Raw genomic sequence first — 13527 nt, 5'->3', positions numbered from 1 at the left:
AGGCGCGGAGGGTGACCGGCGTCAGGCGTCGTTGAGCATCGCCCCGGGCCGGCGGCGGAACAACGTCACCCACCTGCCGTGGGGGCCCGTCGCCTGCCCCGCGACCCGGGTCGCGGAGACCTCGGTGCCGGACTCCTCCGCGGCCGTAGCCGCCGCAAGGTAAATCGGTTGCAGTCCTTCGCCACGCCCGGGACGCGGCTCGGGCCACAACCCCAACGCAGTGCATACAGAAGGTAGCACCGCGTAAGCGGCCTGTGCGTAACCTCGGTCAGATGGATGGAAACGATCCGGTCCGAACATTTCTGAGGGGTTTGTGTCGAATTCAGGGCCCAGGAGGTCGGCGAACGCCACCGTCCGGCCGCCCGCGTCGACCACCGCGACCGTCTGGGCCGCGGCGAGCTGGCGGCTCCAGCGCCGGGTCACCCAGCGCAGCGGCTGCGCGATGGGCCGGACCGTGCCCAGATCCGGACACGTGCCGACGACCACCTCCGCGCCCGCCTCGCGCAGCCGCCGCACCGCCTTGACCAGATGGCGCACGGCCGTCGCCGGCGGGGTCTGGGTGACCACGTCGTTCGCCCCGACGAAGATGACGGCCACGTCGGGTCGCATCGGCAGCGCCTGGTCCACCTGCTCACCCAGCTCGGCCGAGGCCGCTCCGGACCGGCCGAGGACGCACAGCCGCACGGGGCGCTCGGCGAGGGCCGCCAGCCCGTTGGCGATCAGCGCGGCGGGGGTCCGCTCCGGGGAGCTCGCGCCCAGCCCGACGGAGGTGGAGTCGCCGAGCATGGCCAGGGTCAGCGGCTCGCCGGGGAAGTCGCCGTACACGCCGTCGGAGGGCGGGCCGTCGAGCCCGTGGGGCTGCCCGATCATCTTGCGGGCGACCAGGCTCTCGACGATGAGCAGCCCGTACGCCGTGGCTCCGAGGGCCGTCAGCCCGCCGCCGCCCATCGCGGCGGCGATGGCGATCTTGCGAGCGGCACGCGCCACACCCGGCGCCCAGACCATGCGATGCCTCCCTCGTCCGAACGCGGCGGTAGCGTTTGCTTGAAGAAACTAGCCGAGCGCCGTCCACCCTCATCGGCTCCCGGCGACGAGCAAGCTGATCAAGCTTTGGCAAAGAAGGTGAACACCTCGGTGCGCGTACATGATTCCCTGGTCGAGCTCATGGGCAACACTCCGCTCGTCAGGCTGCACAAGGTCTCGGCGGGGGCACCCGCCCAGGTGCTCGCCAAGGTCGAGTACTTCAACCCCGGCGGCTCGGTCAAGGACCGCATCGCCGTCCGCATGATCGAGGCGGCGGAGGCGTCCGGCGACCTGCGCCCGGGTGGCGTCATCGTGGAGCCGACGTCCGGCAACACCGGCGTGGGCCTGGCCATCGTGGCCCAGCAGAAGGGCTACCGCTGCGTGTTCGTGGTGCCCGACAAGGTCGCCCAGGACAAGATCTCCGTGCTGCGCGCGTACGGCGCCGACGTGGTGGTCTGCCCGACCGCGGTCGCGCCCGACCACCCCGAGTCCTACTACTCGGTGTCCGACCGGCTGGCCAGGGAGATTCCCAACGCCTGGAAGCCCGACCAGTACTCCAACGTCAACAACCCCGACTCCCACTACCACTCGACGGGCCCCGAGCTGTGGGAGCAGACCGAGGGTCGCATCACCCACTTCGTCGCCGGCATCGGCACCGGAGGCACGATCAGCGGCACCGGCCGCTACCTCAAGGAGGTCTCCGGCGGCCGAGTGAAGATCATCGGCGCCGACCCCGAGGGTTCGGTGTACTCGGGCGGCACCGGCAGGCCCTACCTGGTGGAGGGCGTCGGCGAGGACATCTGGCCGGGCACGTACGACACGACGATCTGCGACGAGATCATCGCGGTGTCCGACAAGGACTCCTTCACCATGACCCGCCGCCTCGCCCGCGAGGAGGGGCTGCTCGTGGGCGGCTCGTGCGGCATGGCCGTGGTGGCCGCGCTGCAGGTGGCGGCCGAGGCCGGGCCCGACGACGTGGTGGTCGTGCTGCTGCCCGACGGCGGCCGCGGCTACCTGTCGAAGATCTTCAACGACGACTGGATGGCCGACTACGGGTTCCTCACCGAGACCTCCGACGAGGGGCTGGTGGGCGACGTGCTGGCGCGCAAGGGGGCAGGGCTGCCGGAGTTCGTGCACGCCCACCCGCACGAGTCGGTCGGCACGGCCATCTCGATCATGCGCGAGTACTCGGTGTCGCAGCTCCCCGTGATGAAGGAGGAGCCGCCGGTCATGGCCGCCGAAGTGGTCGGCTCGATCGTCGAGCGCGACCTGCTGGAGGCGCTCTACCACGGCAAGCTGTCGTCCGACGACCCGATCGCCGACCACATGTCGCCGCCCCTGCCGACGATCGGCAGCGGCGAGCCCGTGTCCCGCGCGGTCGAGGCCCTGGAGAAGGCCGACGCCGCGGTGGTGCTGGAGGACGGCAAGCCCGCCGGGATGATCACCCGGCAGGACCTGCTCGCCTTCCTGGCCAACCACTAGGCACGGGCGGGAGGGTTCATGACGCGGTACGGAACGCAGTACGGCCCCGACATCACCTTCCTCGGGGTGGACCGGTGCGACCTCGACGACCCGGGGTCGTACGCCGGCGCCGACGTGGTCGTCGTCGGTGCGCCGTTCGACGGCGGCACCTCGCACCGGCCCGGCGCGCGGTTCGGGCCGATGGCGATCCGCCAGAGCTGCTACCTGCCGCAGGACGGCTCCCGCCCCCACCTGGCGCTGCGGGTCGACGCGCTGCGCGACATCCGCGTGGTCGACGCCGGCGACGTGGAGATGTACTCCGGCGACGTCGAACGCTCCATCGGCGCGCTGGAGGAGGCCGTCTTCGCGGTGGCGTCGTCGGGTGCCGTCCCGCTGGTCCTGGGCGGCGACCACACCATCGCGCTGCCCGACGCCACAGGCGTGGCGCGGCATCTCGGCTACGGCAACGTCTCGATGCTGCACTTCGACGCGCACGCCGACACCGGCCACATCGAGTTCGGCTCGCTGTACGGGCACGGCCAGCCGATGCGCCGGCTCATCGAGTCCGGCGCGCTGCGCGGTGACCGGTTCCTGCAGCTCGGCCTGCGCGGCTACTGGCCGGGCCCGGAGACCCTGTCGTGGATGGCCGGCCAGAACATGCGCTCGTTCGAGATGACCGAGATCGGCAGGCGCGGGCTCGACGACTGCCTGGACGAGGCGTTCGCCATCGCCACCGACGGGTGCGAGGGCGTGTTCCTGTCGGTTGACGTGGACGTCTGCGACCCCGGGCACGCCCCTGGCACCGGCACCCCGGAGCCGGGCGGGCTGTCCGCGCGCCAGCTTCTCGACTCGGTCCGCCGGATCTGCCTGGAGCTCCCGGTGGTCGGCATCGACATCGTGGAGGTCGCCCCGCCCTACGACCACGCCGACATCACCGCCTACCTGGCCAACCGGGTGGCCCTGGAGGCGCTCTCGGGCATCGCCGCCCGCCGCAGGGGCATCACCCACGACCCGGCGGGGCCGCTGCTGGAGGGCCGGTGACGGCGGTCAGGGCTTCCTGATCGACTCGATCACGGTGCCGAGCCCCTCCTGGCCGCGCCCCTCGGCGTCGGCCCGCTCGAACAGCGCCCTGAGCGCGCCCGGCACCGTGCTCTCCAACCCGGCGTCCTGGAGCGCGTGCACGGCGTGTCCCAGGCCGACGGCCTGCATGTGCAGGCTGTTGAGCTCGCCCGGGTACACCCCGGCCTCGATCTCCTCGGCCAGGATCTTGGCGAAGCCCATCGGGCCGTCGCCGCCGAGGCCGGTGAACGTCTCCTGCGCGTACGGCACGAACTCCGACGGCTTGACCCCCGCGGTGCCGAGCAGCGCCACGGCGTGCATGTAGCTGGTCAGGCTGGACCAGAAGATCAGCAACTGGGCCTGGTAGAACAGCATCGCCAGGCCCTCGTCGGCGCCCATGTGGTGGACCTCCGACAGCGCCTTCAGCGTCTCGGCGTGCCGGTCCAGGGCCTCCTTCGGGCCGCTGTAGAAGGTGTAGGCGCCCGGTTGCCCGATGCCCGGCGGCGGCACCATGATGCCGCCGGTGATGAGCACGCCGCCCCGCCCGGCCACCCAGCGGGCCGCCGCGCGCAGCTCCTCGGGGGTGCCGGAGCTGAGGTTGACCACCACCTTGCCGTCGAGGCGCAGGTCGCCGAAGCTGTCGTACATCGCCTGGTAGCCGATCTGGCTGACCACCAGCAGCTCGCTCGGGCCGACGGGCGTGGCGGCGAGCCGCGCGCCCTTCGCCACGAGCGGCTCGGCCCTGCTCGCCGTGCGGTTCCACACGGCCACGTCGTGTCCGGCCTTGAGAAACGTCTCGGCCATCGTCGCACCCATCGGCCCGAGGCCGATCACTGTCACATCCGTCATGGCTCCACCATCCGGCGGGCCGCCACGGAAATCCTTCGGGTCCGCTACGGGTTGATGATGGCGTGGTGCGTTTCGGAGTGCTCGGCCCCCTGGAGGTGTGGGCGAACGACGGCAGGCCCGTCCCGGTGGGCGAGCCCAAGGTGCGCGCCCTGCTGGCCGACCTGCTCGCACACGGGGGCGGGCCGGTACGGGCCGAGCGGCTGATCGACGACGTGTGGGGCGAGCGGCCGTCGCGCAACCCCATGGGCACCCTGCAGGCGCGCGTCTCCCAGCTCCGCCGCGCCCTCGGCGACCCCGGCCTGGTCGTGCACGGCCCGGCCGGCTACCGGCTGGCGGACCACTGGTCGGACGCCGCCCGCTTCGACGAGCTGCTCGCCCTGCGCTCCGCCGACCCGCGCGAGCGGGCGGCCCGGCTCGACGAGGCGCTGGCGCTGTGGCGCGGTCCCGCCTACGCCGACTTCGCCGACGCGCCCTTCGCCCGCGCCGAGCGGGCGCGCCTGGAGGAGGCGCGGCTGAGCGCCCTGGAGGAGCAGGCGGAGCTGCGGCTCGCGCTCGGCCGGGACGCCGACCTGGCCACCCTCGTGGCCCGGCATCCGCTGCGCGAACGGCTGCACGGGCTGCACATGAAAGCCCTCTACCGGGGCGGCCGCCAGGGGGAGGCGCTGGCGGTGTACGCCTCGCTGCGCGAGCGGCTGGCCGAGGAACTGGGAGTGGACCCGTCGCCGGAGCTGGCCGCGCTGCACGAGGCTGTCCTGCGCCAGGACCCCGCCCTCACCGGGCCTCCCCCCGTGCCCGCCAACCTGCCCGCGCCCCTCACCGGCCTGGTGGGGCGGGCGGCCGAACTGGCCACGATCGGCGACCTGCTCGCCTCGGCCCGCCTGGTCACGCTCACGGGCGCCGGCGGCGTCGGCAAGACCAGCCTCGCCCTGGAGGCCGCCCGCGCGGTCCTCGACGGGGCGCCGGGGGCCGGGTTCCCGGACGGGGTGTGGCTGGTCGAGCTGGCGGGCGCCGGCGAGGCGGCGCAGGCCGTGGCGGCCGTGCTGGGGGTCCGCGACGACGGGGCGGCCCCGTTGCCGCCGCGGCTGGCCGCCGCCCTGGCCGCCAAGCGCATGCTGCTCGTCCTCGACAACTGCGAGCACATGGTGGAGGAGGTGGCCGCTCTGGTGCTCGCGCTGCTGCGGGGCGCGCCGGGTCTGCGGGTGCTGGCCACCAGCCAGGAGCCGCTGGGCCTCACCGGGGAGCGCGTGCTGCCCGTGGGGCCGCTGCCGGAGCCCGACGCGGTCCGGCTGTTCACCGCGCGCGCCGGGATCGGGGCGGACGAGGACGTCGTGACCGTCTGCCGCCGCCTGGACGGCATCCCGCTCGCCCTGGAGCTGGCCGCCACGCGGGTGCGCGCCCTCGGCGTGCGCGGGGTGGCCGACCGGCTCGACGACCGGTTCAGGCTGCTCAGCGCGGGTGTGCGCGACGCCCCGCCCCGGCAGCGCACGCTCCGGGCGACGATCGACTGGAGCTGGGGGCTGCTGACCGAGCCGGAACGGGTCGTGCTGCGGCGGCTGGCCGCGCACGCCGACGGCTGCACGCTGGAGGCGGCCGAGGAGGTGTGCGCCGAGCCGGGCGTGGACGTCCTCGACACGATGGCCCGGCTGGTGGACCGGTCGCTGGTCGTGGTGGCGGCCGGGACCGGGCACGGGCCGAGGTACCGGCTGCTGGAGTCGGTGGCGGCCTACTGCGCCGAACGGCTCGCCGAGGCCGGAGAGCTGGAGACGATCGGCGAACGGCACGCGCGCCACTACACCGAGCTGGCGGAACGGGCCGACCTGCGCGGCCCCCGCCAGCTCGAATGGCTGGACCGGCTCGACGCCGAAGGCGCCAACCTGCGCCTCGCCCTGGCCGGTCCCGAGCCGCTCCGCCTGGCCAACGCGCTGTCCTGGTACTGGTTCCTGCGCGGCAGGCTGGGGGAGGCCCGCAGGGCGCTGGCCGCCGCGCTGGCCAGGGGCGGGCCGCCGGACGAGGCGGCCACGGCGTCGGTCTGGCTCGCGGGGATGACCCTGCTCACCGGCGAGCGGCCACCGCCCGTCCATCATGCCGACCTCGACGAGCCCGGCCGCGCGCTGGCCGGCTGGTTCCTGACGCACGTCCGGTGGGCGTACGGCGACCACGAGGCGCACGAGGCGGCGGTGGGCCGGGCACTGGCCGCGTTCGAGCGGCTGGGCGACCGGTGGGGGACCGCCGCGGCGCTCGCCCAGCGCGCCAGGCTCCGGCTCTTCCACGGCGACCTGACGGCCATGCGGCGCGACGCCGAGCGCAGCCTCGCCCTGTTCACCGAGCTCGGCGACGCGTGGGGGCGGATGGAGGCCATGGACAGCCTCGACCGGCTGGCCGAGATGAGCGGCGACTACGCCGAGGCGGCGCGGCTGCGCCAGGAGGAGCTGCGCCTGGCGCAGCGGCTCGGCGTCGAGACCTCGTTCAAGCTGTCGGCCCTGGGCCGCACCGCGCTGCTGGCGGGCGACTACGCCGCGGCCGACGACTACCACGAGCGGGCCCGGCGGCTGGCCGTGGCGCAGTCGTACAAGTCGGCCGAGGAGCACGCCGTGCTCGGCCTGGCCCTGAGCGCCCGGCGGCAGGGCGACCACGAGCGCGCGGAGGCGCTGCTGACGCCCTGGCTGGACTGGCTGCGAGAGGTGCGCGGGACGTCCGGGATCGCGTTCCTCATGGCCGAGCTGGGCTTCGCCGCCGAGCAGCGGGGCGACGCCGAGACCGCGTTGACCAGGCAGCGGGCGGGCCACGAGGCGGCGCTGGCCAGCGGCGACCCGCGGGGGATCGCCCTGGCGCTGGAGGGGCTGGCCGGCGCGGTGTCGCTGGCGGGCGACCACGCGGAGGCGGCCCGGCTGCTCGGCGCGGCGGCGGCGGTCAGGCGGGCGGTGGGCACGCCGCTGGCCGCCGGGGAGAGCTTCGACGTCGAGCGGATCACCGCCCGTGTCCGCGGCGCGATCGACGAGGCCGCGTGGGAGCGGGCCCGCCTCTCAGGCGAGCGGGAACTCGGCGACCACTTCCCAGGCGCCTTCGGGGGACGGGCCCGCGTACAGCCGGCCGCCGAGCGCCTCCACCCGCTCGGCCATCCCGACCAGCCCGAACCCGCCACCCAGCCGCGACACCCGGGGGTCGGCCCCCCGGCTGTCTGAGGCCGCACCGTAGTTGCGCACCCGCAGCACCACGCACCCGTCGAAGCGCCGCAGCGCCGCCTCCACCCACGCCGTGGCGGGCGCGTGCTTGCGCACGTTGGTCAGCGCCTCCTGCAGCACCCGGTGCAGCGTCGTCATCACCTCGGGCGGCAGGGTGGTGTCGTCGATGCCCTGCGCGATCTCGAACGCCACCCGCGGCCCGTTCGCCGCGAACCGTTCGGTGAGGTGGCGCAGGTCGGCCAGCGACGTGCCCGGGGTGCGGTCGGCCCGCTCCTCGGCCCGCAGCACGGTCACCAGGCGCCGCATCGAGGTGAGCGCGTCGCCGCCGGCGGTCGCGATGGCGTCGAGGGCGGGCACCACGGCCTCGGGCTTCAGCTCAGCCACCGTGCGGGCCGCCTGGGCCTGCACGACGATGCCGGTGATGTGGTGGGCCACCAGGTCGTGCAGCTCGCGGGCCAGCTCCAGGCGCTCGGCCCGGCGTACGGAGTGGACGGCCTCGTCGCGGCGCTCCTGCTGGAAACGCAGGTAGCCGCCGACGCCCGCGGCCATCGACCAGCCGGCGAACAGCATGAACGAGAAGACCAGACCGGAGTTGTAGTAGTCGCGGGCGACGCCCTCGGCCATGAGGACCACCAGCGACGCGACGGCGAACAGCGTGGCGCGCCGTACCGGCTGGACGTGGCGCAGCGCGCCGATGGTGAGCACGAGCAGCGCGCCCGTCTCCGCCGAGCCGGGCACCCCGTGCGCGCCGGTCAGCGCGATGATCAGCGAGACGGCGAGGGACAGCGCGAGCATGAGCAGGAACCCCCGCACCCGGTGGCGGCGCCGCAGCACCACGGCCACCATGCCCGCCGCCCCCGCGCCGGGCACCAGCCACTGCGGGCCGCCCTGGTTGATCGCGACGGCCAGATCTGCCAGCAGCATCATGCTCAGCCAGCCGAGCATGGCGATCTCGCTCAGCCGGCGGATCCAGTAGACGATGCGCTTGGACTCCCCCACGCTGCCTCAGCCTAGGCCGGAAGTCGGACTGCCCGGATCGACCGATCGGCCGAGGGAATCCGGCGCCGACCCACCCTTCAGCGGAGGCGCCGGGGCGGGAGTCTCGACGATGCTGGAGGCGTCGGAAGGGGAACGGCCATGGTGGTCATCGGATTCGTGCTGCTGGGTGTCGGGCTGGTCGTCGGGCTGCTGCTCGCGCTGGCGGACCCCGTGCTGCTGTCGCGCATCAACGGGGAGCCGGCGCAGGGCGGCAGCGGGCGCCACATCGAGGCGCCGCGCGTGCGGGCGACGCAGGAAGCCGCCGGGCAGGCCACGGTGTCTGTCACGGCGCCCGCCGCTGTGCCCGCCGCTGTGCCCGCCACGGGGCAGGCCACGGGGCAGGCCACGGGGCAGGCCACCGTGGTGCGCCTGGCGGACCGCGCCCGCGACGACCGGCCCGCGCCCCGCGCCGCCTGAGCCGCGGGGGCGTTTGGGCTCGTCAAGGCTCGCCCAGGCTCCGGGCCCGTGCCGCTGACAGGGGGCACGACCCGGCGGGCGCGGTGGGGAGACCCGCGCCCGGCTCGGCCCGCGACCCGTTGGGGAACGGGTCGCGGGCCGCTTCCGTTACCGTGGCCGTATGACCAACGGTTTTGAAACCCTGGCGATCCACGCAGGTCAGGAGCCTGACCCGCTGACCGGCGCCGTCGTGCCACCGATCTACGCCACATCCACCTACAAGCAGGACGGCGTGGGCGGCCTGCGTTCCGGATACGAGTACAGCCGCTCGGCCAACCCCACCCGCACCGCGCTCGAAGAGGCGCTCGCCGCCGTGGAGGGCGGCGCGCGGGGTCTGGCCTTCGCCTCCGGCCTGGCGGCCGAGGACACCCTGCTGCGCACCGTGTGCAAGCCGCAGGACCACGTCATCATCCCGAACGACGCCTACGGCGGCACCTACAGGCTGTTCGCCAAGGTGCACTCGCGCTGGGGCCTGCACTACGACCCGGTGCCGCTCGGCGACCTCAACGCCGTGGCCGCGGCGATGACGCAGAAGACGAAGATCGTATGGGTGGAGACGCCCACCAACCCGCTGCTCGGCATCGCCGACATCGCCGCCCTGGCGCAGCTCGCCCACGACAACGGGGCGCTGCTGGTCGTCGACAACACCTTCGCCTCGCCCTACCTGCAGCAGCCGCTCGCGCTCGGCGCCGACGTGGTCGTGCACTCGACGACCAAGTACATCGGCGGCCACTCCGACGTGGTCGGCGGCGCGCTCGTGGCGGCCGACCAGGGGCTCGGCGAGGAGCTGGCCTACCACCAGAACTCCATGGGCGCCGTGGCCGGGCCGTTCGACGCCTGGCTGACGCTGCGCGGGCTGAAGACCCTCGGCGTGCGCATGGACCGCCACTGCGACAACGCCGAACGCGTGGTCGACCTGCTGCTGGCGCACCCGCGCGTGACCCACGTGCTCTATCCGGGGCTCGCCGGGCACCCGGGGCACGAGGCGGCGGCCAAGCAGATGAAGAGGTTCGGGGGCATGGTGTCGTTCCGCGTGGCGGGCGGCGAGGCCGAGGCGGTCGCGGTGTGCAACCGGGCCGAGCTCTTCACGCTGGGGGAGTCGCTCGGCGGCGTCGAGTCGCTGATCGAGCACCCCGGCAGGATGACGCACGCCTCGGCGGCGGGCTCGCCGCTGGAGGTGCCGGCCGACCTGGTGCGGCTCTCGGTCGGCATCGAGACGGTCGACGACCTGCTCGCCGACCTCACCCGGGCGCTGGGCTGATCCCGTCGGTCAGCTCGGGAAGATCATCAATGCCAGGATCACCAGCCAGATGACGGCCAGGAGGCCGCTGATGGCGGCGATCCTGCCGTTCTGCACCTTGGCGTCGTCGTCCGTCTCCTCGTTCGAGAGGGCACGGACGGCGGCGCGCAGGTCGCGGTCGATGATGAACAGCATCACGATCGCGACGATGAACAGCGTCATCGACGCCGTCATGTGCCACCTGCCCAGCAGGCCGTCGCCGAGGGTCACGCCCAGCGCGATGCCGAACACCAGCACACCCAGCGAGCCGATGCTGTAGATGCGCGTCGTGCGCTGGATGTTGCGCAGGACGGCGACGTCCTTGGCGCGTATGGCGCGTGGCGCGGCCATGGTCGCGGCGGTGAGCGGTCCGATCGTGAAGATCGCGAATCCGATGTGCAGCCAGAGAAGCAGGGACATGTCGCTGAGACTAGTCGGCGACGATCTCGGCCGGTGACTCGACACTCTCCTTCCCCCTGGCGGCACAGTGCAGCACGAGCTCCGTGGCCGCGACGGCCACGATCATCAGCGTGATCAGAAGAATCATGGCAATCATGACAGTGCCTGCTTCCCCGTGCCGGGCGGAAATATCGTCCCTAATGACTAGACGCTCTGGTCTCGGAATAAGTTCGGCGCGGGTATGGTTGGCAATCGTTCCGTTTTACTTACCCATTGGGCACAAGGGGGTGCCGTCCGTGGCCATCAGGCATGTCGAGCCGTATTCCGACGAGTGGCTGCAGCAGCCGGTCTGCTATGTGCGGCGCGTCGTGGACGTGCTCGGACCCGAGGCCGCCGACTGGTGGGAGGGCCCCTGCGATCCGCGTGACGCGACTGTCCTGCTGGCCGACGGCAGCGCGCTGGTCTGGGACGAGGAGAGCGGGTGGCGGTTCGGCCACTTCGTCGCCGGGGGGCGCGGCCGGCACACCGAGCTGTCGGGCGTCCGCTACCTGGGCGGCGGGCTGCTGCCCCGGCCGGAGCGGGTGCCGCAGGCACTCGGCGACGCCCGCGCCGGAGTGGGCGCCAGCACGGCGTTCCGGCCCTGCTACCGCTCCCACCGCAACTGCCGCGACGGTTTCGACGTCGCCCTCGACTTCTACGTGCGCTTCGTGGAGGCCTGACCTTCACCCACCGGCCCGGCCCGGCCCGGCCCCCGGCCGCGCGCGAGCGGGTTCAGCGGGCGCGCCGCACCCGCAGGAAGTCGCTGACGACGTACTCGCCCAGCCGGTCGGCGCTGGGGGAGAAGACCCGGCCGCCGTTGCGGCGCGCCACCTCGTCCACGAAGTCCTTCAGCCGCTCGTCGGCCGCCAGCATGAAGACGTTGAGGGTCGCCCGCCGCCGCGTCATCTTGTCGACCTCCGCGAGCGTGAGCTCCAGCGTCTCGCGTGACGGCGGCCACTCGAACGCCGACGTGCCGTTGCGCAGCAGGTGAGCCGTCGGCTCGCCGTCGGTGACGACCAGCACGACCGGCTCGAAGTCGGGGTGGCGGTCGAGGTGTCGGCCCGCGATCAGCAGGGCGTGGTGCAGGTTGGTGCCCTGGACCATGTCCCAGTCGAGGCCCGCCAGCTCGTCCGGCTGCAACACCCGCGCGTAGTTGGAGAAGCCGATGATCTGCACGGCGTCCTGCGGGAACTTCGAGGCGACCAGCGCCTGCAGGGCCAGCGCCGTCTGCTTGGCCGCCGCCCAGGTGCCGCGCAGGGCCATCGAGTACGACAGGTCGACCAGCAGGCACACGGCCGCCGCGCTGCGCCGCTCGGTCTCGGCCACCTCGAAGTCGTCCACCGACAGCCGCACCGCCACCGACCCGGCCCGGGCGCGACGGCCGGCACCCTCGCCGGCAGCTTCCCCGGCCGGCTCCGCGCGGCGCAGGCCGCCGCCGCGCACGCCGTTGACCAGGGTGCGCACCACGTCGATGGGCTGCTCGTCGCCGAAGCGCCACGGCCGTGACGACCCGGTCAGCTCGCCGGCCGAGCCCGCGTCGCGCTGGTCGTGGTCGCCGCGCCGCCCCGCGTCGAGCGAGGAGAACACCCGGCGCAGCGCGGTCTCGCCCAGCCGCCGCACGGCCTTGGGGGTGAGCTCCAGCTTGCCGCGGCGGCGCAGCAGGTAGCCCTGCTCCTCCAGCTCCCGCTCGATCCGTCGCAGCGCCTCCAGGTCGTCCACGGCCGACCGGCCGAGCGCCCGGCGCACCGCGGCCTCGTCGATGTCGTCGAGCCGGGCGCCGGGGTAGTCCTGCCGCAGGGTCGACTCCAGCCGCGTCAGGTCGGCCAGCTCCTCCAGCGCGGTGACGGCGTCGCCCATGCCGAGCGGCTCCTCGCCGGTGAGCCGCTCCGGGGCGTTCCACGCCAGGTCGGGGCGGCGGGCGACGAGCGCGTCGCCGAGGCGGCGCATCTGGTCCGACAGGCCGGCCTGGTCGAGGGTCTGGTTGATCAGGTTGTTGAGCTCCTCGCGCTGGCGCGGGGTCATCGAGGCCAGCATCCGCTGGGTGGCCGCCGCCCGGCGGGCCAGGATGTCGACGAGCTCCTCCAGGTCGCGCGGCCGCTCGGGGAACAGGTCGCCGTACTCGCCCATGAACGCGTCGAAGTCGGCCTGGGTGTGCTCGCCGCGGGAGTCCCTGTCGAGCATGTCGTTCAGCTCGGCCATCATCCGCCGGACCCGTTCCATGGCCTCCGGGTCGGGGTGGGCGAGCGCGTCGCGCAGTCCCTTGAACTGGCTGTCGAGCACCTCGCGCCGCAGCAGGTCGCGCAGCTCCTCGAAGGTGCGCCGGGCGGCGGCCGAACGCCACTCGTAGCCGCTCAGCTCCTGGATGGCGCTCGCGGTGTCGTCCGGCAGCGCGTCCAGCTCGCTCTCGCGCAGCCGCGCCTCGTCGGACGGATCGGGGAACAGCTCGGCCCGCTCCTGCCCGATCGCCTTGTCGAGCAGCGCCCTGGCCTGCTCCAGAGTGCCGTCGAGCCGGCCGCGCTCGCGCAGCTCGCGGCGCCTGCGCCGCACCTCGCGCAGCATCTCGTCGAGGCCGTTGCGCTCCTGCGCGCCCGGCAGGCCGCGCTTGAGCAGGTCGCGCAGGGCGTGCACGGGGGTGGAGCCGGACAGGATGGCGTCGCCCATCTCGTCCAGCGCCGCCCGCACGTCGTACGGCGGGGCGAGGGGATCGGGGCCGTCGTGGTACGCGCCATAGCGGTAGGCCAT

Annotated in this window: 10 protein-coding genes and 1 pseudogene; 6 read left to right on the top strand and 5 right to left on the bottom strand. The window is 73.8% G+C overall.

Annotated elements, in window-relative coordinates; translation table 11 throughout:
* Positions 1 to 21: 21 nt before the first annotated feature.
* Positions 22 to 1005 (bottom strand): SGNH/GDSL hydrolase family protein, encoded by a 984-nt coding sequence (locus FHU36_RS07680; RefSeq protein WP_185083066.1) that lies wholly within the window; start codon positions 1003 to 1005, stop codon positions 22 to 24.
* A 129-nt stretch (positions 1006 to 1134) separates the two neighbouring features.
* Here FHU36_RS07680 and FHU36_RS07675 point away from each other — a divergent pair, with 129 nt between their 5' ends.
* Both FHU36_RS07675 and speB read left to right on the top strand, forming a co-directional pair.
* On the top strand, positions 1135 to 2505 hold the full coding sequence (locus FHU36_RS07675; protein WP_185083065.1) for a cystathionine beta-synthase: 1371 nt from the start codon (positions 1135 to 1137) through the stop codon (positions 2503 to 2505).
* Between the two features lie 18 nt (positions 2506 to 2523).
* Positions 2524 to 3525 carry an agmatinase gene (speB, locus tag FHU36_RS07670; RefSeq protein ID WP_185083064.1) on the top strand — a complete coding sequence of 334 codons (1002 nt, stop codon included), beginning with the start codon at positions 2524 to 2526 and terminating at the stop codon, positions 3523 to 3525.
* Positions 3526 to 3531: 6 nt separating this feature from the next.
* Here speB and FHU36_RS07665 read toward each other — a convergent pair whose 3' ends face one another.
* Positions 3532 to 4392: an NAD(P)-dependent oxidoreductase gene (locus FHU36_RS07665; protein WP_185083063.1), complete on the bottom strand. Its 861-nt coding sequence runs from the start codon at positions 4390 to 4392 to the stop codon at positions 3532 to 3534.
* Between the two features lie 65 nt (positions 4393 to 4457).
* Between FHU36_RS07665 and FHU36_RS46240 the strand changes: the two genes are divergently transcribed.
* A complete protein-coding gene (locus FHU36_RS46240; RefSeq protein ID WP_312891481.1) occupies positions 4458 to 7574 on the top strand; it encodes an AfsR/SARP family transcriptional regulator in 3117 nt (1038 codons plus the stop codon).
* Here FHU36_RS46240 and FHU36_RS46770 read toward each other — a convergent pair.
* Positions 7482 to 8123 (bottom strand): annotated as a pseudogene (locus tag FHU36_RS46770) (sensor histidine kinase); the annotation flags it as partial. The gene FHU36_RS46240 and the pseudogene FHU36_RS46770 overlap by 93 nt on opposite strands.
* 588 nt (positions 8124 to 8711) lie before the next feature.
* On the opposite strand from FHU36_RS46770, the gene FHU36_RS07650 reads away from it, so the two are divergent.
* Together FHU36_RS07650 and FHU36_RS07645 are read left to right on the top strand one after the other, a co-directional pair.
* Entirely contained in the window at positions 8712 to 9029 is a 318-nt protein-coding gene (locus FHU36_RS07650; RefSeq protein WP_185083061.1) for a hypothetical protein, read from the top strand.
* 160 nt (positions 9030 to 9189) lie between these two features.
* Positions 9190 to 10329 (top strand): cystathionine gamma-synthase, encoded by a 1140-nt coding sequence (locus FHU36_RS07645; RefSeq protein ID WP_185083060.1) that lies wholly within the window; start codon positions 9190 to 9192, stop codon positions 10327 to 10329.
* 9 nt (positions 10330 to 10338) lie between these two features.
* Here FHU36_RS07645 and FHU36_RS07640 read toward each other — a convergent pair whose 3' ends face one another.
* Entirely contained in the window at positions 10339 to 10767 is a 429-nt protein-coding gene (locus FHU36_RS07640) for a DUF2269 family protein (RefSeq protein WP_185083059.1), read from the bottom strand.
* Between the two features lie 275 nt (positions 10768 to 11042).
* Here FHU36_RS07640 and FHU36_RS07635 point away from each other — a divergent pair, with 275 nt between their 5' ends.
* The gene (locus tag FHU36_RS07635; RefSeq protein WP_312891480.1) at positions 11043 to 11465 is read left to right on the top strand and encodes a DUF6292 family protein; all 423 of its coding nucleotides are present in this window, start codon (positions 11043 to 11045) and stop codon (positions 11463 to 11465) included.
* Positions 11466 to 11517: 52 nt separating this feature from the next.
* Here FHU36_RS07635 and FHU36_RS07630 read toward each other — a convergent pair whose 3' ends face one another.
* Entirely contained in the window at positions 11518 to 13527 is a 2010-nt protein-coding gene (locus FHU36_RS07630) for a vWA domain-containing protein (protein WP_185083057.1), read from the bottom strand.

The sequence above is a fragment of the Nonomuraea muscovyensis genome, assembly GCF_014207745.1.
In the GTDB taxonomy this organism is placed as follows: Bacteria; Actinomycetota; Actinomycetes; order Streptosporangiales; family Streptosporangiaceae; genus Nonomuraea; species Nonomuraea muscovyensis.
The sequence above is the reverse complement of the archived record's forward strand: the minus strand, read 5'-3'. Positions and strand labels throughout refer to the sequence as shown.

What these genes read in the sequence shown, in the direction of transcription:
- FHU36_RS07680 (WP_185083066.1), bottom strand. Translation starts at nt 1,005, where the DNA reads ATGGTCTGGGCGCCGGGTGTGGCGCGTGCCGCTCGCAAGATCGCCATC.
- speB (WP_185083064.1), top strand. Translation starts at nt 2,524, where the DNA reads ATGACGCGGTACGGAACGCAGTACGGCCCCGACATCACCTTCCTCGGG.
- FHU36_RS07665 (WP_185083063.1), bottom strand. Translation starts at nt 4,392, where the DNA reads ATGACGGATGTGACAGTGATCGGCCTCGGGCCGATGGGTGCGACGATG.
- FHU36_RS07650 (WP_185083061.1), top strand. Translation starts at nt 8,712, where the DNA reads ATGGTGGTCATCGGATTCGTGCTGCTGGGTGTCGGGCTGGTCGTCGGG.
- FHU36_RS07645 (WP_185083060.1), top strand. Translation starts at nt 9,190, where the DNA reads ATGACCAACGGTTTTGAAACCCTGGCGATCCACGCAGGTCAGGAGCCT.
- FHU36_RS07640 (WP_185083059.1), bottom strand. Translation starts at nt 10,767, where the DNA reads ATGTCCCTGCTTCTCTGGCTGCACATCGGATTCGCGATCTTCACGATC.
- FHU36_RS07630 (WP_185083057.1), bottom strand. Translation starts at nt 13,527, where the DNA reads ATGGCCTACCGCTATGGCGCGTACCACGACGGCCCCGATCCCCTCGCC.